Here is a 20,111-nt window from a genome sequence, read left to right as displayed (position 1 = left end):
CCATTTATTCTAGCAGTTTACGGCGACCCCAGCACAGGGACATTTCGCATCGGCACATTCAGCGGCACCGCCACGCCTACTTTGGCCGGTTGAAAAACTTGTGCTAAGCTTTGTGATAGAAGTCCGGCCGTCCGGAGAGGGCATGACGCCATGGCTAACGATCGCGCGACTGTGGTCCGGACACCTCTTGGCGCCGATACGTTGACTTTCACCCATCTGACCGGACGCGACGAGGTTAGCCGCTGTTTTGCCTATACGGTCGGCTTTGTGAGCAGCGATCCGGAAATCGATCCTCTGAAACTGCTCGGGGGCGCCGTCTCGATCGAAGGCGAGTCCGATCCGGTACGCTGGTTCAGCGGCCTCGTTTCGGAATTCCGTCTTACCCGCATCGAGGACCGGCTGGCCTTTTACGAAGCTGTGGTCCGGCCGTGGCTGTGGTTTCTCGGCAATACAACCGACTGTCGCATTTTTCAGAACATGAGCGTCGTCGAGATAGTCGAGAAGATCTTTTCCAAATACAGCACCGTGAAGTTCGAGAAGCGGCTGCAAGGGTCGTATCCGCCGCGTGACTATTGCGTACAATATGACGAGACCGACCTCGACTTTGTGCAGCGCCTGCTCGAGCACGAAGGCATCATGTATTTCTTCGAGCACGGCGATGGCGAGCACAAGCTGATCCTTGCCGACGCCATGAACATGCTCAAGGCCCCAACAGGCTATGAGAAGGTGCCGTATCATTTCGAAGGGCAAGGGGCGCGGCGCGACGTCGAGTACATCACCGAATGGGCTCCGGGCAGTTCGGTGCGCCCGGGCGCTTACGCGCACACCGACTACGACTTCAAGAAGCCGGGCGCCGACCTCATGGCGAAGTCCGCACAGGCGTTCGGCCACAAGCTCGCAGCCGGCGAGAACTACCGCCAGCCTGGCGCCCATCTGGAAGTCGGCCGCGGCGATAAGATCGCTGCGATCCGGCGCGAGGAGTTGCAGGCCGTGCACCAGCGCATTGCAGCCGCCGGCACCGTGCGCGGCCTGTTTTCTGGCTGTACCTTCAAGCTCGAGGGCTTTCCGCGCGATGACCAGAACCAGGAATACCTGGTGCTGAGCGTCGAATACCGCGTGTTCGACCCTGGCTATCGCAGCGGCATCGATACAAAAGGCGAAAGCTTCACGGTGGTCCTCGGTGTGGCCCCGACCAGCCTGCCATATCGCCCACCGCGGATCACGCCGCGACCCATCATGCGCGGTCCTCAGACGGCGCGTGTCGTTGGCCCCTCGGGCGAGGAAATCTTCACCGACGAATATGCGCGGGTGAAGGTGCAATTCTACTGGGACCGCGAGGGCAAGAAGGATCAGAACAGTTCCTGCTTCGTGCGGGTGTCGCAAACCTGGGCAGGCAGCGGCTTCGGCTTCATTCAGATACCACGCATCGGCCAGGAGGTGATTGTCGACTTCATCGAGGGCGATCCGGACCTGCCGATCATCACCGGCAGGGTCTACAACGCCGCTCAGATGCCCCCCTATGGCCTGCCGGGCTCGGCCACCCAGTCAGGTTGGAAATCCGATTCATCGAAGGGCGGCGGCGGTTACAATGAGCTGATGTTCGAAGACAAGGCAGGCTCCGAACTGGTCAATTTCCAGGCGCAGAAAGACCACAAGCTTCTGGTCAAGAACGACCGCACCAAGCTGGTGCAGCACGACCAGTCGGACCGCATCGACCACGACGCAAAACACTCGGTTGGCCACAATCTGGATGAGGACGTCGGCAACAACAAGACGGTCAAGGTCGGCGTCGACCAGACGACGAACATTGGCGCCAACGACACCGAAACGGTGGGCTCGAACCGCTCGTTGACGGTCGGGGCGAACGAGACGATTAAGATCGGCTCGAACTCAACCGAGACGATCGGTGCCAATCATGCGCAGACGGTAGCTATCGCTCAAGCGATTACGGTTGGTGCCGCGCGCGTGGATTCCGTCGGCGCGACCGAGACACGCAGCGTCGGCGCCGCGCAGACGAATACGATCGGGGCAAGCCGTTCGGTCAGCGTGGGCGCTGCGCAGAGTCACGACGTCGGCGCAGACGACAGTTGGCAAATCGCGGCAAACCAAAGCGTGCACATAGGTGCTGGCCAGACCGTCAAGATCGCCAAGGATCAGGGCACCGATGTCGGCGCCGGACGCTCGGCGAAAGTCGCCAAGGATGACGCTACCGATGTCGGTGGCGCGCGGACGCTGAAGATCGCCAAAGGCAGCCTGGTTGAGGTCGGCGAGGATGGTGCGATCAAGATTGGCAAGGACCTCCTGATCGACGCAGGCGACTCCATCGTCATCAAGTGTGGTTCGGCGGCCATCTCGATGAAGAAGGACGGGACCATCAACATCGAAGGCAAGGACATTACCGTGAAAGGCTCCGGCAAGATCAACGTCAAAGCATCTGGCGACATCACGATGAAGGGTTCGGAGATCAAGCAGAATTGAGGCGGTTGCAATGACCAAGACATTGAGACGGATCGAAGGTGTAGCGATCGGAATATTTTTGGGCTTCGACGCGGATTCACCACTCGTCGTGTTTCCAGGCAATCCCCAAGAGACTGCCATGCCTGCCCGGAGCGTTGCCGAACTGACATCGGAGATGATCGGTGCCGAGGTGGCGTTGCTTTTTCAGGAAGGTGACCCCAACCGACCACTGATTGTCGGGCGCATAGTCGATCCTATGCGCAAGCAACAGGTGCCACAGGTCGTCCGCGACGGCGAAAGTGTCAAGATCGTTGGGCAAGAGCGGATCGAGTTGCGCTGCGGCAAGGCCACGATCATAATGGAAAAGGACGGCCACATCACCATCCGCGGCACCTACGTCACAAGCCACGCAAGTGCCGCCAACCGCATCCGCGGTGGCTCGGTCAACCTGAACTGATGCCAGCGCCGGCCCTAAGTGAGATCATCCGTCAGCACGCTGAGATGGCGGCGTTCCTATGGACCGTCTACGACCACCATTTGCTGTATCCGGACGAGAACCCGGACATGGACACTGTGCGGGTTTCTCGTCTTGTCGAGAGGTTGGAAGCGCATCTCGACGGGCTGCGCGTTGCTGGAGAAATCGGACGTAAAATCGCGCAAGAGCGTTATGCTGAATATCCGGAAGCGGGCGAGTTGTTTGTGGTGAGAATACTGATGGGAAACAGAACCCCACGTATCGCTGAACTCGATCTTCCGAAAGTCAGAGCTTTTCTGACGGCGACTCTGACGTCGAGAGATTAAATGCCAAGAACTTACACATATCGAGTACCAAACCAATTTTTACCGTCGAAGCGCATCCCAATGGCACCGCCCGCGCTGCCGAGGTAAGCATCGTTCGCGATGATCTTGTAGGACTGGAAGGTCTTCTTTGTCAGTTGTAGCGATCCGCCTATGAGGGCGAAGAGGCCTTCGCCGCCCGCAGCAACATAGGTTGTGCCTTGAAAGACAGCGAGGCAATGCAGGTCTAAGTCGCTCGACGTTATGTCGGTCCAGTTCATGCCAGCCCCCCTGAAGAGAGTTCCCCCAAGGCCGCAGATCACCACATCGTCGACTCCAAGGGCATATACGTGCAAGAGGCGCGCATTGGTGGGAAGGTCGATACGCTGCCAAGCTGCACCATTTTTCCACCAGGCAAGGCCGGCCTCCCCCACCGCGTAGAGGTTATCAATTGAGGTGCCGCCGATTGCAAAAATAGTATCCCCAAGTCGAGGGCTGGACGCGGACCAAGCGTCACGTGCGTTCCTCTGGTAAACTATACCACTGTTGCCACAGGCAAAGATCTCTGTATCGGATAAGGCAAAGAACCTGACTAGGCGATCGCCTGGACTTACATCTGTCTGTGACCAGGTGCCCCCGTCATACTCGGCAATCCGGCCGCGGATATCGCAGGCAAACAACCGGCCCGACGGGTCGCGGCAGAGATCTATCAGCCAGCCATTCCAATTGAGCAGTTCGGACTTGACGTCCCCCGCCCCGGCCCCAACGTCCGAATTGACGTTCACGTACGAATTGAATCCTTCGCCGTTGGTGTAGACTCCCAAGGTGAAGAGTTTGCCTCCAGCGTCGACCGCCACGCCATCGCAACTGACGCTGTGAGGTTTTTCATCATCGATATCGTCAGGTTTCCGTGGAGTCATGAGCTTAACCTTGAACAGGAACGGTCGTGTTGGGAGCACTGAAGTCTTGGCCAGGCGTCCGGCAGGCGGTTTTGTCTCCGGTCTCGTCGTCCATCAGCGGCAGGAAATAAGCGTCGCAAATTTGACGTAAGCAATCTATCGCCGGATGCTCTGGCTCTCCTTCTTTGTTGGCGAGCTCGGGTTTTGCCTTCTTCATAGCTTCCAGATTGCCCTCGCGCACCTCCTTGTAGGTGGGTGCGCGCCCGGTTTTGGCTTGATCGGCTGACCATTTGTTTTGCGCTGCTGTCTTTTCGCCATGCTCGGTTCCGGCGGTTGTGGCATCCTTCAAGCAAATACATGGCGCGTCGCGATAGTAGTAATCCTGAACTGTATCGATTCCTTGGCGAGAGGTCCTGTTACCCAAAGGAACAAAACATGCATTCTGAAGTATGTGGTCTGATTGTTGATATGTGTCATCGTTACTTGACGTCTTCTTCTCGCAGTAGTCTTTACGATCTCTATACTCGTGGACATAAATCTCAAGGTCATTCAGAATATCCGAGCAATCACGGTCGCCTGATGACATGCCGGCTATATGAGGCCAGGAAACTGTGTTTGACGGCGATCCATGATTGTTCGTAGCAAGGTCAGACATACGTATGACCGGCTCGCCATCAAATTTCACGTCGCCTGACCAAGAATTGAAGTGCTCTTCACCAGTATTATTCGAGCTTATCAAGCCTTTTTTCGCGGCGCTGCCAGCTTCCGTTCCAGATGTCTTCGACAGGTCTGACTTGTTTTTAATATTGACTGTTTTCCCCCCGATCTTGACTGTCCCGGTGCCCTGTTCTGTGTCGCTGGCGAATCCGAAGCTCGGATAGGGAACCGGCACCCCCGGGGGCGTTGCCGGGTTTTCGGGCGGCGTGAAGCAGGTGTCAGGGAATACTGCGATTGTTCTTGCATTTACCGCCTTGCCGGAAATTTCCAATCCATTAGCGAAGACGTTTGACATTAGGCGGTCCTTGCAGCGAGTACCGCAGCACCGCAAGCGCCGGCATCGTTGGAAGCTTCGATAAGGACAGGATTGCCGGCAGCGTAGCCCTTTTTGTTGGCCGTCCAAGCCATGCCGATCATCAAGGGCACGACGGCAGCGCCAACATTGCCAAGGGATTCACCGGGCGACCAGATGTCCTGGAATTCATGGCGGCCGCGGAGTAGCCGCAATTTTGCCAGCGCGCTCTGCTTGAACCAGTACTGCTCCCCAATGAAGTCCGAGATTAGATAGCCGAGTTGCGCCATCTCTATGCCTGTTTGCTGCAAGGCGGCACGGTACGCCTCCGTCATGCCGTCGCCTCGCAAAGGCAGGTCCGACGGGTTGTAGATCGAAGCGAGTTCCCGCGCGAGCCCCAATCCAAAGAGGCGAAAACCGTCTGGTTTCGAACGCATGCAAAGCACAGCTGCCGCCGCTTCACCCGGTAGGAAACCGTTGGGATTACTTGGCGTCAACAACCGTTTTGCGCTGAGATAGTGACCAACCGCATCGCTGGTCAGATAGCTATCCACCCCGGCGATCATCACATAGGGGGTATCGCCCGACGCCAGAATCCGTCGCGCTTGCTCTAGGGCCGCATGGCCTGAAGGTCGACCATGTGAGACGATCCGCGAACGTGTATGCGGCTCGACCTCGACGATCTCGGCGATGCGACGGAGTAGGCCGGAATTGTCTCTAACTGGTCGTCCGGGACGGTCTTCTTCGGCGAGGCAAAGGATCAACGCTGTCCGACCTCGCGCTTGCGGTGCGTTGTTGAAGGCCTCGCAGATCGCGCCGGCGGCGAGATGAGCCATGCGCTTTTCGCCAATCCAGTTGCGTGGCAACGGTACCGGCGCGCCGACCAGCCACTCGCCGCGAGAGCCTATAAAGCGCGTTTCCTGAAAGCCGTCGAGCCGCGCCCTCATGGCCGCACAGCTAGAAGGTGCATCGAGACCAACTGCTGTGACCATACCGACCGAAACAATGTCGAGTGGAGCGCTCATGCGTCCTCTACTTCGTCTAGCGGTGTGGTTCCGCTTGCACGGACATATGCGCGCCCCGCCGCCCGTGCCCGCAACATCGACTCTGTTGGTGGGCCGACCCAGCATTCGGTGAAGTCGAGGATGGTTCGGTGGATACGCTGCGAGATGCGCCAGACCAGCGAGACGCGGCGGTTCTCGGGATCGAACAGGACCGTGTCGGGGAGGATGTTGGCTTCGTAGGCCTTCTCTCGTCCCTTGAACAGCGTCATGGGTAGCCTTGTCGATGGCAAACGAAAGCTCTCGCGGCCGCTAGATGTGAGGTTGATCAACACCACTTCCTCGCCACCTTTAGGCGGGGTTATCTGCTGGTCGGGCGGCGCCATTTGGAAATAGCGTTCGTCGAAATCCGCCGGCAAGAATGGGAAGACGTTGTCGATCCAGTTCTGGTCGTACGTACCGCCATATTCTATCCGCCCGGGCCAGCCTCGTCCCATCGGCCCGAAACTCATTGGCGTGTAGACGCCAAAGGGCGAGCGGATCTCCTCACCGATGGATTGTGTGTTTGGCAACCTGAGGCCGGGAACAAGATGTTGGTTGCGGGTACGCGCCCAACCGGTGCCGACGGGATTAAACTGGTAGCTACCCGGGAGCTTGTCTTCGGGGTCGAGGCGGTCGGTGCCGCCCCAAGCGGTATCGTAGGAGAATGGCTGGCGCAGAAAGGGCTGGGGTGCTGTCGCCATGAACAGAGGCCCGTGAGCCCGCCATTCGCGCATGCCCACCACCTCGAAGAGTTTTTGCCAACCGCCCAGCTTGATCCCTACCGGCACCCGTTCGGCCGGACGTCCACCAGGCGCATAGGCGCAGCCATTGGCAACCACATCGCAGCGCGGTTTGCGGAAAGCGAAATCGGTCTCCCAAAGCGTTGCCGAATAACCTGGCTCACCGGTGCAGGTATCGGCCATCACCAGCGGCACCTGCTCAGCCGACTTGTGCACCAGCCCGCCAGGGGTGTCGGGAAAGTCGAACGTGCCCTTGACTACGACGACGATGTATTCGTGCGCAGCTTTGTCCATACCCATGGTGAATTCATAGACGAAGCCGGTCTGGTTCCAGATCTGCATCAGCCGGTCTCCCAGCTCGCCATGAGGAGCCGATCCAGTGCCGGTTGCGGGTTTGTCGGGTCAATTTCCATTGGCACGGAAGCATCCGTCCAGAGGACCATGCCGTGCACCGGCTCACCAGTAATGTCGAGTGTCGGGAAGGGCAGGGCAGCCAGATGGGCAGCGAATTCGTCGGCGCTGACGTCTCCATATCGCGCGGAATCCGCAGCGACCTCGATGTCGTCGAACCAATTCGCCGCCGAGCCTGCAAGGCCGGTTGCGGCTGCTGTAAGCGGAGAGGCGACAGTCAACGGAAAACGGCGACCGGCGCGGTCGCGGCTCGGCACAACGATGCCGGCCATCGGCCCATTTGCCTCTGGGCCGAGCAGGAGGCGCAGCGCGACTTCTTCCGTCCAGATGCCAGATGATTGCAGTGGCGCCAGATGGCTCGCGACCCAACGGTCCCAGGCTTGCACGAACGCGCCCGGAAGGCCTCGGCCGACAAAATCGCCGGTCGCCGGGATCTTGCCGTAGAAGCCAGTGACTAGATCTGCTGCGGGCATGCGAACCTCTTGAACATCTCCAAATTGTAGGGGTTCTCGACACTTGCCGCCTTCAGTTCGAAATCGGCGTAGAAGTTCTTGGCGCCGAGGCGCAGATTGTAGACGTCGGACAGGGCAGTGCCGGTGAAACGGCCCTTTGTCAGCAGCCTGAGCCAGGCCCAGCTGCCGGTTTCATTGACGATCACTTCGGGGGAGCCATCGATCGGCTGGAAGGCGAGCGAAATGGTGCCGGTGCCGTCCTTTCCCGGCCAGGTCATTGGCTGCGGGCGGGTGGCGTTGTTGTAGTAGACGAGGCTCTGGCCATCGAGGTTGAGCGTGACGCGGGTGACGGTGGGCGACAGGTCCTTGGGCTCAAGCGTGAAGCTCATCAAAGGTCCTGTCCCACCAGGGAAGAGGTCGTCGCGGATGCGGCGGGCCTGCTCGAAGGCAGCAAGCGCCGAAGAATCAAGGCCGAAATCGGCGCGCCAGGTCCATGGCTGCTTGGCGGTGTCGACATAGCTGATGAGGTGATCGTTGGTGAACGCGTCAATCAAGCCACCTGGGCCAAACAGCCGGGCGAAATCTCGGACGTTGACATCGACAGCGCTCTGCGGACTGAATGGATAGCGGTCGTTGAGCGCTGCCTGGCAGAAAGGCAGAATGTCTGCGCGCCAGATGGCGTTGAGCTCGGAGGTGACCGCCTTTTCCGTCAGGCCGCTTGTGTCGCCGGCAATGCCGCCGAGCCAGTCGTCGATCGGATCGGGCAGGATCTGCGCCTGACGGGCGACAGCACCCGTAAGTTCGGCAAGCCCGCCTTGCTTTTTGATGGCGTCCTGTGGATCGGGATTGGCGGTGACGGTCTGCAGCACATTCGAAAGTGCTGTGAGCGCCACGACGGCCGCGTCAAGCGCGGGCGGCTGGCCATCAACCTCGGCGACAGCTCCCTTGAGCGGTTTGAAGTGCTCGGCAACGAGCGTGCCTGTCATGTCGACTTCGGTGGCTGAACCGGCACGAGGAAGCAGCTTCGCGCCGGCCTTGGCGAGTTTGCCGACCTTGCCGAGCTTGCCCAAGAGCTTCGATGCACCCTTGGACGCAGCCTTGTTGTCACCAGCCGGCTCTTCGTCGGAGCGCATGAGATCGGTCTCGTGGACGACGGCGGTGACAAGGCGCTTGAGCGCGGAATCGGCGCTCGAAAGGTCCTTGAGGTTTTCGCTGGCGACGTTGAGGTCGGTCAGCGGTGCCAGCCGAATATCGCGCAACAGGCTGTCCCACTGAGCGATGAAATCCTCGTAGTAGAGCTTGAGGATATCTTCCGACAGCGCTGATACCGAGGTCTCGGAATTCTCCTCGCAACCGCCGGCAAAAACGGCGCGATCGAGCGCTGCCTGGCCCGCGACATCCTCCAGCCGGTCAAGGATGACATCGTGGAAGCCGGCGTAGGTAAATGCACCTGATATGCCGACACGCATCGTCTTGTCCGAGCGGCGGGCAAGGACCTTGGAGCCGTTGGGACCTGCGAAATTCGCCGGAATCCATTCTTTCAGTTCGGAGACGGCGGGATCGGCCAGCAACTGCTTGTAGGCGCGCGCCGGAAGCGAGATGGTGCAGACGCTCTTCAGTGCCTCAGCGACCAGCGCTGGATCGGGTGCAACATAGCTCGCATCCACAGTCATGCGGCGGATGGCGGCGAGCTGGTGTTCCTCCGCGTTCGCCGTCGGAAAGGGGGCGACAGGGGCAAACTCAGGCAGGTGGTTCACCCACCAATCCTGAGCGAAATCGGGGTCCATCTGCGACAGGCCGGTCATCATGCGGTAGGTCTTGAGGGCGCCAAGCATGAATTCCGGATCGCGGACCTGCCGCCACATCGTTGTTTCGAGCAAGGCGACCATGCGCGGCTCGAGGATGTTGCGTAGGGCGTGGTTGTAGCTGTCTGCCTGTGCCCGCAGCAGCTCCGGCGCTGCTGTCGGGCCGATCAGGTCGCGCACTCCGCTCGGCGGCGGCGTGCGGGCACTGGTCACCTCATCCATCGCTGCCAGCGCGACATCTATATCAGGCGCGTCAACTGGGGCTGGAGCCGCTGCAAACGGTGCAAGCGGCGCCTGCAGGGCCTCGAACTGGCCGGCTTGGGCCGCGATGGCGTTGCGGTTGTCGTAGTAGGACAGCCCGAAGAGAGATCCGGCGAGCAATACCGCCGCCCCAGAGGCTGCGGCAGCGCCGCGCCAGATCCAAGTCCGGCGGCGCTGGGCAAGCGGATCGAACATGCCGAGACCGGCTTCCTTGAAGATGATTTCGGTCAGCAGGTTCTTGAGGAAGAAGCTTCGCCTTTCGACGCGAGGCGAGGACATGGCGCGGCGTGGCGGCAGCCCGAACGAGGACGAGAGCGCGGCCGTGAGCCGGTCGATAGGCGCGCCTTCCTGCGTTGCCGAAGTCAGGTAGACGCCGCGCAGCCAAGCGCTGTCTTCATAGCGGCTTTCGCCGAATATCTGTTCGATGAGAAGGCGGATCGGTTCGGACAGGCTTTCGACCTGTGCCGGGAACCTGAAAATTTCGGCACGAGCCGCCAAGCTGTCTTCGTCTTCGAGGCGAGGGACGAGACGTCTCTCAAGCTCTGTCGCCAGCAGCGAGATTTCTCGCGACACGATGTTGCCGTCGACACGCGCGTCGGGCGCGAAAGTTGTACCCCACACCTGTTCGCGTGCCGAGGTCGAGAGGCCGCCGAAGAAAGGCTCGAAGCCCTTGATCAGATCGGCCTTGGTCAGCATCAGATAGACCGGCAGACGGATTTCCAGCCGCTCATTCAGTTCGGCCAGACGCCGGCGGATCTTGCGACCATGCGCCTTGATGGCTTCGTCACCTTCGGACAGCGCATCGATCGAAAGCGCGACGATGACGCCGTTCAGCGCGCGCCGCCCGCGATGCTTTTTCAACAGGTCGAGGAACCCCAGCCATTCGGCAGCGTCGACATCGGGCTGGCTCTCCTGCTGGACGTAACGTCCAGCGGTGTCGATCAGCACGGCGTTTTCGGAAAAGAACCAATCGCAGTTGCGGGTGCCGCCAATACCCTGGATGTCGTCGGTGAGATCGATCGGGAAGTTGAGGCCGGACTGGCGCAATGCGGTCGTCTTGCCGGTCGCAGGCGGTCCGACGATGACGTACCAGGGCATATCGCGCAGCAGCTTGCGACCGCCGAGCTTGCGCCGTTTCAGCTCGTCCATCAGCCCCTGGAACTTGGCGCTGACTGCGGCAACGCTTTGCTCGCCAGGCGTCAGTGGCTTTTCCACCGGAGCTGCGGCGATCTCGGCGACGAACATACGATTGGCACGGATGGCGCGGCGCTGGGCCATGATCAGCCAGATGAGCCACAAGATGACCAAGCCTGCGATCAGCGCCATGCGTATCGTTTCGGACGCGAAGGGCGAGCTCTGCCCAACACTCACGATTGGTCCGAACACCCAGATGATCAGCGAAAGCAAAGTGAGCCCGATGAGCGTCCAGAGCCACCGCGACGTCAGTACCGACCAGAGGAAGCGCAGGATGAACATCTGTCACAGCCTCTTTTCGACCAGCACTTCGACCCGGCGGTTGAGCGCGCGGCCCTCTCGGGTAGCGTCGTCGGCGACGGGGTCGGTGGCAGCGCGGCCTTCCGAGCGGACACGCTCCTGCGGCACGCCGTTCTGGACCAGCATGTCGGCAATCGTTGCGGCACGTGCCTCCGACAGGCGCTGGTTGGTGGAAAGCGGGTTGGTTCTTTGCAGAGGAATGCCGTCGGTGTGGCCAACAACCGTGATGTTTCCGATCAATTCCTGGTTTTCGACGATCACCTTGGCTATGGCGCTGACCAGGGGCTGGAAGCCGTCTGTCAGTTCGGCCCGAGACGACTGGAACAGCTCAGGGTTGGAGGCCTGGATGACGAGACGGGCTAGGGATACGCTTTCGGCACCCTTCAACGCTGGGCGCAATTCTTCCGGAGTGGCCGCCGCAAATTCGGGTAGGAGTGCGAAGTCGACGGTCTCGACCGGAAGCGCTTCTGCCTGAGGTGCAGTGCGCAACACTTCGGCGCGGTCTGCCGGCGGAAGCGCACGGACTAGCGCGGAGAGTTGGACGGCCTGATTGCTCAGCCCCAGGGAGAAGCCGACATAGATCGCGGTTGCGAGCACCGCCGCGATAACACCCATCACCCAGATCGGCACTGTGAAGCGTGGCGCCTCGTCAGCTGCGACGACACCCTTCCAGTTTGGCGAAAGCGGTGCATCTTCGGCGTCTGCATCGCGCAGAAAACGCGCGGCAGCCGCACGCACCGCATTCAAAGATCGGTCGCCGGACCGACCAGGCACCCGGTATTTGCCGCGGAAGCCGAGTGCCATGCAGTGATACTGCAGTTCCAGCATTTCCTTGTCGCGGTTGGGGTGGCGCTCAAGTTCTTCCAGGCGTGAAAAGAACTGGGCGCCAGCATCGACATCCCCACGCAGCATGACGACGAGGGGCTGACGCGGCCAGGCACTGGCACCGCCCCAGGGTGTGTTCAGCGCGAGATCGTCGAGCAGTGCAGCGACCGACCATGCGGCCTGGTCTGCGCGTTCAACGGACGACCCTGCAGCAACCGCAGCGTCACGCCCCCGCACGAGCTCTTCGAGCAGGCGGGTTCGCAGATGCTCCGGATTTTCCGGCGGCAGCGCATTTTCAAGCTCGGGGGCGAATTCCAAAAGGGCAGAAAAAGCATTGACCAGCGTGTTCGGATGGGCACGCGACCGCTTCAGTTGGGCTGCGGAAAAGGGCATCGGCGCGCGTGGCGTCGGCGTGCCGACCATGCGAATCCGGGTCCGCTCACGATCCTCCGACAAGCCGAAAGGATCGTCTTGGCTCATCGCGTCACCTGTTCACTGAATAGCAATCGACCTGCGGCTCGCTCGGCAGCACCCCGGATACGCCTATGACGAATCCGGGTGCGTCGAGGAGGGAGGCCCAGTGCTCGCTTCTTTGATCAAGTTCAAGGCAAAGGCGGTCGCCGTCATAAGGGATTTCGCGCGGCTGCGAGTGCAGCGGCTTCAACGGAATGCCCGGCAGGCGCGACTTCCAAAGGCCTTCGAATTCGTTGGCCGCACCAACAGTGGCTTGGTTGACGAATATCTTGCGCAGTGCATCTTCCGATAGCTCGGAGCCAACGCGAATGACGATGCGGCTGGCAACAAGCAGTTTCGGGTTGTCGATGCGCACCTTCCAGACGTTGGTGGAATGGCGCATGACCGGCAGCGCTCGCGATTTTGGTTCGACGTAGCGCAGACTCAGGATCAGCGAACGCAACGTGTCGGCAATCGCCGAGTAGGCTGGCCCCGGCGCCATGTGATCGTAGATCGGCAATTCGGCCAGGCGCCTCGAGTTTGAGCCGTAGGTCGCCATCGAGCCGGCGAGGCCGGCAAGCTCGAGGTAGAGATCGGCGGGGTGGAATATGTCCTGCGCCAGCATATGCGCCAGTCGTGGCCGCGCTGCATTGGCGAGATTGAGCATCAGCAAGTCTTCAACGCTGCGCCCTGGGCCGCCAAGCACCATCTTGGCATGCGCCTCAGCGATCTGATCGAGCCCGGTGATGACCTCTTGCAGAAGCTGGGCGTACCAATGGACGGCTCCGGTCGTGAGCGTAGGCGGCAGGAAGTTGTCGTCGATGGCAACGCCACCATCAGCGCGCAGGCCCGTGATTTCGGTGATCGGCAGTGCCGTGTAGCCGCCGACCGATTTTCCGGGCGCAAGCAGCTGTGCCTGCGGTCGGGCGATCTCGATCTCCTCGGGGTCCGAACCGCCTTGCACCGCGTCACGCACCGTGACGATGCGGCCGCGGTAGCGCGCACCGCTAGCCTCGGCATGCGCGGGATCAAAGCCGACGCCGCCCGGCGGCTCCAGTGGTACGGCGATGAGCACCGGACCGCCGCCCATGTCCGCGGTGATGGCGAGCGGCTTCGGTGCGTCCATCGTGTCGGGAATGGCGAAAGGGGTGCCATCGGGGAAGATGCCGCGGGCAGAGAGCACCGCGACCTGTCCGGCCTCCAGCAAGGCCGGATCGAGGGTCAGTGTGCGAAAGCCGAAGGTATGGAGCTGCCCGGCCAGAAGAGCGCCGCGCACCGTCGCTTCAAAGAAGCGGTCCTGTTGCTGGAAGTGCTGGGTGCGGAGGAACAGCCCTTCGGACCAGAGCACCCTGTTTGCGTCGGTCATGCGGCAACTCTTAGCATCGAGAACTCCGTTCTTAGTCCGCGTCAGGCGGAAATGCCTCCGCTGCCGAGCTTAACGGCGATCGTTGCCGTCGAACCTGGCGAGACCGATTTCGTCGTTCGCCAGGTTCGACCCGTTGGTTCGCGAACAAGCGCGACAAAACCGAGCGCGGTCGCTTCCGGCTCAACGGTGATGGTCTTAGACGCCGCCTTACCGGGGCCGACGGCGAGCTGGTCGGAGCCGATGAGGTCGCCACCTAGCGCTGTGGCGGCATCACCTTGCAGGGCGAAATAGTCCGCGGAGTTGAACTTGCCCGTGCTTTTCAATCGCATGACCAGAACGGTAACCGGCCTGTCGCCGCCGCCGGGTCCGGGATTCATGCCGGCTTGACCGCTCACATTGACGGTGACCGTGGACGGTTTCGGCGGCCCGCTTTGGCAGGCGGTAACCAGTCCTGTCGCGCCAAGAGCAAGAATGAAGTCGCGCCGGTCGATCATGCGTCACTCCTCTTCATATGCGTTGCGGAAGTCGGCTCCGATCTCGCCCATGAAGCGCGTTTCGGCGCTTATGGCGATTTCGCGATGGCGTTTCTTGTACAGATCCCAAAGCTTGGCGCTACGGCCGCCGGCCAGCAGCGTCTCGAACGACGAACTCGATTTCAGCTCCTCTTCGAGCGCGATGGGATCGAAGCGATCGATCATGCGGCGAAGAGCTCCCTGCAGGCCGCGCCAAGCGCGAACATGGTGTTGGGCGAGGTCGCGGACTGCATCGGCAATGGCCGGCTCGCCAGCGAGGAAACCGGGGCTGCGTTCGGCCAGCATGGTTGCCAACACGTCATCGACAGTCGGCAGGAATTTGAGCGGATTGACCTCCGACGAGCCGACAATGGTCTGCTCGATGCGCGCATTGCCTTTCTCCTCGGCACGCTTGCGCAGGAGCTGCATAAGACCTTCGAGCATCAAGCGGTATTCGCGGCCGAATTTCTCCATTTCAACGATCGCGTCGCGGCCGGAGGCGTCGCTTTCGTCCAGGCCCATGCCACGAAGGAACGCCGCACGCAGGGCGCTATCCGAATGTGCGGCGGCCGGTGCCGCAGCCGCGGCAGATTTTTGGCGTGCTCGCAGTGACGGCGGCGGTGGGGGAGGTGCATCGGCCCGGCGTGCCGGTAAATCCCAAGGCGCGGGCGAGGGGTGCTTGTCGACGGCTCTGTTTTCAGCCGGCCTTACCTCGGCAACAGGCGGTGGTGGTGGAACGGCTGCGGGGCCAAAATCATCGTCGAGCGATGACGGTTGCGGGTCGACTGGTTCCGGCTTCGGCTTAGGAGGTGGTGTTTCAACTGGGGCGAGGCCAAATGGATCAGCAAAGGCGGACGTGCCATTTTGACTGTCATCGCTGTGTCCAGTCGAAACTGGGGTTGCCACCGGATCGAGACTGAACGGATCGTCGAAGGCCGGCGAATTGCGCTCTGAACCTCCGGCACGCTCGTAGGCGCGAAACGCTCCAGGTTCAGGATGCTCGAACGGGTTCGGAAGATCGGAAGGGCGCGGGCGTTGAGGCTCTTCGTTGGTCTTGACCGAGAAGAAATCATCCCCACCCAAGCCGATTGATGTCCGCGATGTGGGCGGTACGGGTTGAGGTGTCGATGTCCTGGAAGGCGGCGATGACTTTGGCGCCGACGGTTGGGCCTCTGGCTGCAGCTCGACCCGAACGACATAGTCGCCCAACCTGAGCCGCATTCCATTGCGCAGCCGTGCCGAACTGCCTGATCCAAGCGGATTGCCGGCGTCGTCTATGAATAGGCCGCTGCTCGAGGTATCGGTGACGATATAGCCACCCTGTTCCGCCGTGATCTTGCAGTGAGCGCGTGACACGAACATGTCTGGGTCGTCGATCTGCCAATCCGCATCGGGACTGCGACCGATCACCAGTTCACCCTTGTCCAGCCGAGTCTGGCGCACTGCCTGAGCGCGCGGTCCCTGCTCTAGCGTGAGGAGCAAACTCATGCCCCGACCCCCGCCATTTCTGGCCGCCAACCGACGATCGTCCGCAGGCGCATATCCTCAGCATCGTCCCTTTCCGCAGGGGGCGCAAGCCAGGCCGTTCGGCCAAGCTGCGCAGCGCCGATCCGAGCAGGCGGCACCTCTGCACGGGCCAGCACGATCCTGAGATCGACGTCGAGCAACTCGCCGATGAGGTCGCGGATAGCGCGCTTCAAAACAGGTAGCCGTTTGCTACCGGGAAGGAACGCTTTGTAACTCTCGAAATCGAGCGGACCGATGCGCAGCTCGACCCTGTTCTGGCGGCTGAAGCTGCGGGGCCCGATGGTCGCACTTTTGCCCAGCGAAGCGCTGGCTTGACCAAGCCTCGTCTGCAGGGCCGCTGGTATCTCCAGCCATGAAGCGACGAACTCCTTCAATCGGACTTGCACGTTGAAAACTTCTGCGACGAACAAGGTGAGCCGTTCTGGCCCATCGACCTGGCCGGCAAGTGCCGCAGCCTGCCGCAGCTTCACTGTATCGAGATCGGGGTTCGCGGCATTTTTCGTATCGGGAAGGCCGATGCCAGCCATGGCCTCGAGCATCGAGCGGATGCGGCCACCGACGGCACGCTCGACCTGCACGCCCGGATGCGCATCGGCCCAGGCGCGATAGAACAAGGCGATCATGCGGTGCTGGAGGATGTTGACGAAATCGACGAAGGTCGTGTCGCTGGTCTGATGCGCATCGGCACCAGCAAACCAGCGCTGCGACAGCCGATCGAGCACCCAACGCGTCACATGCAGCGGAAGCGGTCCCTCGGGGCCAAGCAAGCCCAGATTGGCGACGGTGACGCGCGCGGCGTTCTTGTCTGTCGCCTCTTCGAACTTGACAACATCCTGGGTCGAAAAGCCCAGGCGCACATGCTGCCCCAGCCGCGCCGGCTCGCGGTCCGGTCGCCCGGAATGACCGAACAGACCGTTGCCCCGGTTTTCAAGTTGGCGAAGCAGCTCGAAGAAGTCGTAGCTCTCCGTCAGTCTGTTACGCGCTGCTAGATCAGGAAGCGGTTGCCGGGCGTCATCGGCCATGGCACGTCCTCCTGTTTCTGGAGAAGCCGCGTGCGGGTGCGCACGAAGCCGTTGATACCGGCGTGGCGGGCAAACAACCGCGCAAGCAGTGCGGAAAGCAGCAACGAGCTTTGGCCCGACAGCACCGACTGGTCGACATGGAGCATAACTTCGGTGCCGCGGCCGAAGCACATCGGCCCTGGTATCGCCAGTCTTTCGATCACCGGTTGGGAGTCGATGCGGACGATCGAGCGGACGTGGCGAGTTATCCCCGGGTCGCCGCGATCGGCATAGAGGTCGAGCAGTGCGTGCAGCGGATCGACGCCGCGGCCGTCCTTGGCAAGGCTGAGGAAATTGAGCGCGAGTTGCGCCACCAGCCGCCAGGCCAGTTCGTCGGCGCGGGATTCCGCATCGGCACCGGCAGGCAGAGTGGCCGGAATGGAAGGCTGGGGCGCTCGCAACGCGCCAAGCAACCTCACCGCTTCGACAGGGTCACCGCTTTCCAGCGTCAGCGTCGGGTTGTCGTCGAGGATCGGCAGGTCGCGGTTGGTGCAAAGAGCGGTAACTTCGATGCGCTTGAGCGGGCGCCCCGTGGAGGTGCCGGCTGGCCGTGAGATCGCCAGAAAGACGTCGTCGCCGGTGTAAGAGGTGCGGGTCACGCCCTCGCGCCGCTCGTCCTCAGTCGCGCGTCGCGGGCGGCGTTCGGTCGAGTAGACCCATCCATTGCCCCTGTTCTGCCCAAGGCTGAAGAGCGCGGGTATCTCCGCGTCGGCCCCTTCGGCCTCGGCGTCCTCGACATGGGTCACCCGAAAGATTTCGAAATCCCTTGGCCGCGTGCGGTCGGCGTAAAGTACCTGTCGCGTTTTGCGGGCATCGAGTTCGATGACGTTGCATTCACGCTCGAATAAATTGATCAGCGGCGTCGCAAACAGTTCGAAATCGGCTGGGGCAAGGTCGGCTAGCTCAGCTACGGCGCGCCGCAGCAGGAAGACGATTTCGAGCCCGGCCTCGCAGCTGCGCACGACAGGCTGCAGCCCTTGAACGCGCGCATAGTGGAAACGCTCGGGCATCATGAAATATTCGCGCAGCAGCCGATAGCCCTCGAAGGTCGGGCGTGTCCGCGGCATTAGCGCTTCCGCGTCGCTGATCCCGATCATCTCGGGAATTGGCAGGGGGGCGAGCTTGCTCGACTTGGCGTCCTGACGAGCGCCCATTGCGGTGCAGACGCCAAAGATCGTGTCGAATAGCTGTGCTGCTTTCGTGCGCCTGGCAAAGTGCAAATCGAGCCGGTCGAGCGCCAGTTCGCTGAGTTTGCCCTTGCCCGTCCGGGCGATGGTTATGCGCAGCGCTGCTTCACAAACTGCTGCGCCGATCGGAGCAATGCCAGCGGCGGCGAGCGCACTGCGGTCCTGGTAGTAGCCGACGGAGGCGATCTCGATCGGCCACAAGGTAACATCCTGAGCCGTAGTGAAGGTGCAGCGTGTCGACAGGCCAGGCTGCAGGCTGGCCACCAGGCGGGTGCCGCGCTTCACGACGTGGCCAGCGCTCATCGTTTGAACCTGCTGGCTGGGCTTCAGCACTGCCATGGTCGTCGCAGGCGCAGGCGTAAGTAGGTCCGGATAGAGAACTTCAAGAACGCTGCGTGCAAACCTCGATCGCTCGGCATCGACCTTCAGTCGGGTCCGTGCGGCAAGGAAAGCGACACCGTCGAGTAGCCGTTCGACATAGGGGTCGGGGCAGGGGGCGGTGTCGAGCGACAGGTTGCGCGCGACAGCTGGATGCATGTCGGCGAACTCCGCCGCAAGCGTGCGGATGTGGGTCAGTTCCTCCTCGTAATACTCTAGGAAGATCCGATCCATGTTCAGGCTTCCTTGAAATCGGTCCGCGCCATGCCGTTGTCGAGATTTATCGTGGTGCGCAGCCGCAATCGCTCAGGCGTTGGCGTCATGATCAGCACGGCGTCGATCTCGATCTTGAGCCCGGTGGTCTTGTCGCCAAGGTTGACTGTCACCTTCGTCGCGCTTTCCTTGAGGCGCGGTTCGAAGTTGGTCAGCACCAGACGTATCTCGCGCGCCAGGACTTCACGATCAAAGTCGCGAGACGACCGGCCGGAGAATGACGGCACGCCGTAATTGACGACGCTTCGGCGCACTTCGGGGAAGTCTGCGAGATCGGGCGGGTCATCGACTGCCTGTTCGGCCTCGCTGTCGGAAAGCATCGGCGTCGCTTCGAAGCGCTCGGTGTTGAACAGCGCCTCGATGTCACGCCGCACAGCCTCCCGCAGCACGTGCGCCGAGACCACAACGCCCCGGCTCTCAAGTTCGGCGCGTTGCCTGTTCTGAAAACTGAGCCGGTGTAGGCGCCGCTTCTGATCGGGCGTCAGTTCAAGGTCCGAGTCGATATTCCGGGCGGCCCCGCCGAGAAAGCCGTCGAGACATTCTGCACCCAACTCCTCCAACAGCAGGTGCCGAAGCCCATCGATCTCCGAATTCAGTCCCGGCAAATCATTGACGAGGCGATCCCAAAGGGAAGGCTGGACCGCCTCGCGTTTCGCCCGCGGACTGACGGTGGCCGCAGCGATTTCGGCGCCGTTGCGCCGTACCTGTCCATCACTTGCCGACATGGACATCCATTTCGACCTCGTCCTTGTCGTCATAGTTGAATTTGATCTTCTTGTAGGCGAAGCCTACCCGCTCCTCGATCAAGTCCTGTTCATCCAGGCTCGGTTTCATGTCGTATTGAACGACCGAGGCATCCGACAAGGTGACCACAAGATAGTCGCTGGTCTCGCCGTCGATGGTGCGGCGTGCCGAAAACACCACTTCGTCCAGCGGTTTATTGTCAAAGAGGGCTTTCTTCAGATACGGAGAGGACTTGTCGTAGTTCTTGATGAACTTGATCATACCTAATGCAACGCGACCCCTTCGCGACAGCGAATTTGGATCGTGCGGGGCGACCATGTCGAATTCGATCCCGTGGATCTCAATCTCATCTTCGTGGCCGTCGCGAACGCTTGGGCCGGTGATATCAGGGACCTTCAAAAACCCATCTATTTTTGTTGTTGCTTCGTCTGGCATCG

17 protein-coding genes are annotated in these 20,111 nt (G+C 61.2%); 3 read left to right on the top strand and 14 right to left on the bottom strand.

All coding sequences use genetic code 11. From position 1 onward, the window contains the following. The first annotated feature begins 150 nt into the window (after nucleotides 1–150). The 3 genes from AC1DLV_RS03285 to AC1DLV_RS03275 are packed head-to-tail and all read left to right on the top strand — an operon-like array spanning nucleotide 151 to nucleotide 3,258. On the top strand, nucleotides 151–2,478 hold the full coding sequence (locus tag AC1DLV_RS03285) for a type VI secretion system Vgr family protein (RefSeq protein WP_476798145.1): 2,328 nt from the start codon (nucleotides 151–153) through the stop codon (nucleotides 2,476–2,478). A 10-nt stretch (nucleotides 2,479–2,488) separates the two neighbouring features. After that, the gene (locus AC1DLV_RS03280) at nucleotides 2,489–2,914 is read left to right on the top strand and encodes a DUF6484 domain-containing protein (RefSeq protein ID WP_476798144.1); all 426 of its coding nucleotides are present in this window, start codon (nucleotides 2,489–2,491) and stop codon (nucleotides 2,912–2,914) included. Next, nucleotides 2,914–3,258 carry a hypothetical protein gene (locus AC1DLV_RS03275; RefSeq protein ID WP_476798143.1) on the top strand — a complete coding sequence of 115 codons (345 nt, stop codon included), beginning with the start codon at nucleotides 2,914–2,916 and terminating at the stop codon, nucleotides 3,256–3,258. The genes AC1DLV_RS03280 and AC1DLV_RS03275 overlap by 1 nt, the downstream gene beginning before the upstream one ends. Nucleotides 3,259–3,269: 11 nt before the next feature. Here the strand turns inward: AC1DLV_RS03275 and AC1DLV_RS03270 are convergent, their stop codons facing one another. The 14 genes from AC1DLV_RS03270 to AC1DLV_RS03205 are packed head-to-tail and all read right to left on the bottom strand — an operon-like array spanning nucleotide 3,270 to nucleotide 20,109. Continuing rightward, nucleotides 3,270–4,154, bottom strand: a complete 885-nt coding sequence (locus AC1DLV_RS03270; RefSeq protein WP_476798142.1) for a hypothetical protein — start codon at nucleotides 4,152–4,154, stop codon at nucleotides 3,270–3,272. Between the two features lie 4 nt (nucleotides 4,155–4,158). Beyond that, nucleotides 4,159–5,145: a DUF4150 domain-containing protein gene (locus AC1DLV_RS03265; protein WP_476798141.1), complete on the bottom strand. Its 987-nt coding sequence runs from the start codon at nucleotides 5,143–5,145 to the stop codon at nucleotides 4,159–4,161. Continuing rightward, complete coding sequence (locus tag AC1DLV_RS03260; protein WP_476798140.1) at nucleotides 5,145–6,167, bottom strand: 3-oxoacyl-ACP synthase; 1,023 nt, start codon at nucleotides 6,165–6,167, stop codon at nucleotides 5,145–5,147. The genes AC1DLV_RS03265 and AC1DLV_RS03260 overlap by 1 nt, the downstream gene beginning before the upstream one ends. Next, a complete protein-coding gene (locus AC1DLV_RS03255; protein WP_476798139.1) occupies nucleotides 6,164–7,267 on the bottom strand; it encodes a DUF2169 family type VI secretion system accessory protein in 1,104 nt (367 codons plus the stop codon). The genes AC1DLV_RS03260 and AC1DLV_RS03255 overlap by 4 nt, the downstream gene beginning before the upstream one ends. Further along, nucleotides 7,267–7,809, bottom strand: coding sequence for a type VI secretion system-associated protein TagF (tagF, locus tag AC1DLV_RS03250; RefSeq protein WP_476798138.1), 543 nt, complete (start codon nucleotides 7,807–7,809; stop codon nucleotides 7,267–7,269). Before tagF ends, AC1DLV_RS03255 begins: the two co-directional genes overlap by 1 nt. Further along, nucleotides 7,791–11,330: a type VI secretion system membrane subunit TssM gene (gene tssM, locus AC1DLV_RS03245; RefSeq protein WP_476798137.1), complete on the bottom strand. Its 3,540-nt coding sequence runs from the start codon at nucleotides 11,328–11,330 to the stop codon at nucleotides 7,791–7,793. The genes tagF and tssM overlap by 19 nt, the downstream gene beginning before the upstream one ends. A gap of 3 nt (nucleotides 11,331–11,333) precedes the next feature. Further along, nucleotides 11,334–12,653, bottom strand: coding sequence for a type IVB secretion system protein IcmH/DotU (gene icmH, locus AC1DLV_RS03240; RefSeq protein ID WP_476798136.1), 1,320 nt, complete (start codon nucleotides 12,651–12,653; stop codon nucleotides 11,334–11,336). A 4-nt stretch (nucleotides 12,654–12,657) separates the two neighbouring features. Further along, a complete protein-coding gene (gene tssK, locus AC1DLV_RS03235) occupies nucleotides 12,658–13,992 on the bottom strand; it encodes a type VI secretion system baseplate subunit TssK (RefSeq protein WP_476798135.1) in 1,335 nt (444 codons plus the stop codon). 41 nt (nucleotides 13,993–14,033) lie between these two features. Next, nucleotides 14,034–14,486 carry a type VI secretion system lipoprotein TssJ gene (gene tssJ, locus AC1DLV_RS03230; RefSeq protein ID WP_476798134.1) on the bottom strand — a complete coding sequence of 151 codons (453 nt, stop codon included), beginning with the start codon at nucleotides 14,484–14,486 and terminating at the stop codon, nucleotides 14,034–14,036. Between the two features lie 3 nt (nucleotides 14,487–14,489). Beyond that, complete coding sequence (tagH, locus tag AC1DLV_RS03225) at nucleotides 14,490–15,992, bottom strand: type VI secretion system-associated FHA domain protein TagH (protein WP_476798133.1); 1,503 nt, start codon at nucleotides 15,990–15,992, stop codon at nucleotides 14,490–14,492. Next, nucleotides 15,989–17,053, bottom strand: coding sequence for a type VI secretion system baseplate subunit TssG (gene tssG / locus AC1DLV_RS03220; RefSeq protein ID WP_476798132.1), 1,065 nt, complete (start codon nucleotides 17,051–17,053; stop codon nucleotides 15,989–15,991). The genes tagH and tssG overlap by 4 nt, the downstream gene beginning before the upstream one ends. Beyond that, nucleotides 17,017–18,891, bottom strand: a complete 1,875-nt coding sequence (tssF, locus tag AC1DLV_RS03215) for a type VI secretion system baseplate subunit TssF (protein WP_476798131.1) — start codon at nucleotides 18,889–18,891, stop codon at nucleotides 17,017–17,019. The genes tssG and tssF overlap by 37 nt, the downstream gene beginning before the upstream one ends. A 2-nt stretch (nucleotides 18,892–18,893) precedes the next feature. Then, nucleotides 18,894–19,655, bottom strand: a complete 762-nt coding sequence (gene tssE, locus AC1DLV_RS03210) for a type VI secretion system baseplate subunit TssE (protein WP_476798512.1) — start codon at nucleotides 19,653–19,655, stop codon at nucleotides 18,894–18,896. Then, on the bottom strand, nucleotides 19,642–20,109 hold the full coding sequence (locus AC1DLV_RS03205; protein WP_476798130.1) for an Hcp family type VI secretion system effector: 468 nt from the start codon (nucleotides 20,107–20,109) through the stop codon (nucleotides 19,642–19,644). The genes tssE and AC1DLV_RS03205 overlap by 14 nt, the downstream gene beginning before the upstream one ends. Nucleotides 20,110–20,111: the final 2 nt, after the last annotated feature.

Source organism: Aminobacter sp. 01T433 (genome assembly GCF_056398585.1).
This window is presented reverse-complemented; position numbering and strand designations above follow the sequence as displayed.

What these genes read in the sequence shown, in the direction of transcription:
- tssM (WP_476798137.1), bottom strand. Translation starts at nt 11,330, where the DNA reads ATGTTCATCCTGCGCTTCCTCTGGTCGGTACTGACGTCGCGGTGGCTC.
- tagH (WP_476798133.1), bottom strand. Translation starts at nt 15,992, where the DNA reads ATGAGTTTGCTCCTCACGCTAGAGCAGGGACCGCGCGCTCAGGCAGTG.
- tssF (WP_476798131.1), bottom strand. Translation starts at nt 18,891, where the DNA reads ATGGATCGGATCTTCCTAGAGTATTACGAGGAGGAACTGACCCACATC.
- tssK (WP_476798135.1), bottom strand. Translation starts at nt 13,992, where the DNA reads ATGACCGACGCAAACAGGGTGCTCTGGTCCGAAGGGCTGTTCCTCCGC.
- AC1DLV_RS03275 (WP_476798143.1), top strand. Translation starts at nt 2,914, where the DNA reads ATGCCAGCGCCGGCCCTAAGTGAGATCATCCGTCAGCACGCTGAGATG.
- AC1DLV_RS03270 (WP_476798142.1), bottom strand. Translation starts at nt 4,154, where the DNA reads ATGACTCCACGGAAACCTGACGATATCGATGATGAAAAACCTCACAGC.
- icmH (WP_476798136.1), bottom strand. Translation starts at nt 12,653, where the DNA reads ATGAGCCAAGACGATCCTTTCGGCTTGTCGGAGGATCGTGAGCGGACC.
- tagF (WP_476798138.1), bottom strand. Translation starts at nt 7,809, where the DNA reads ATGCCCGCAGCAGATCTAGTCACTGGCTTCTACGGCAAGATCCCGGCG.
- AC1DLV_RS03260 (WP_476798140.1), bottom strand. Translation starts at nt 6,167, where the DNA reads ATGAGCGCTCCACTCGACATTGTTTCGGTCGGTATGGTCACAGCAGTT.
- AC1DLV_RS03205 (WP_476798130.1), bottom strand. Translation starts at nt 20,109, where the DNA reads ATGCCAGACGAAGCAACAACAAAAATAGATGGGTTTTTGAAGGTCCCT.
- AC1DLV_RS03265 (WP_476798141.1), bottom strand. Translation starts at nt 5,145, where the DNA reads ATGTCAAACGTCTTCGCTAATGGATTGGAAATTTCCGGCAAGGCGGTA.
- tssG (WP_476798132.1), bottom strand. Translation starts at nt 17,053, where the DNA reads ATGGCCGATGACGCCCGGCAACCGCTTCCTGATCTAGCAGCGCGTAAC.
- tssJ (WP_476798134.1), bottom strand. Translation starts at nt 14,486, where the DNA reads ATGATCGACCGGCGCGACTTCATTCTTGCTCTTGGCGCGACAGGACTG.
- AC1DLV_RS03280 (WP_476798144.1), top strand. Translation starts at nt 2,489, where the DNA reads ATGACCAAGACATTGAGACGGATCGAAGGTGTAGCGATCGGAATATTT.
- tssE (WP_476798512.1), bottom strand. Translation starts at nt 19,655, where the DNA reads ATGTCGGCAAGTGATGGACAGGTACGGCGCAACGGCGCCGAAATCGCT.
- AC1DLV_RS03285 (WP_476798145.1), top strand. Translation starts at nt 151, where the DNA reads ATGGCTAACGATCGCGCGACTGTGGTCCGGACACCTCTTGGCGCCGAT.
- AC1DLV_RS03255 (WP_476798139.1), bottom strand. Translation starts at nt 7,267, where the DNA reads ATGCAGATCTGGAACCAGACCGGCTTCGTCTATGAATTCACCATGGGT.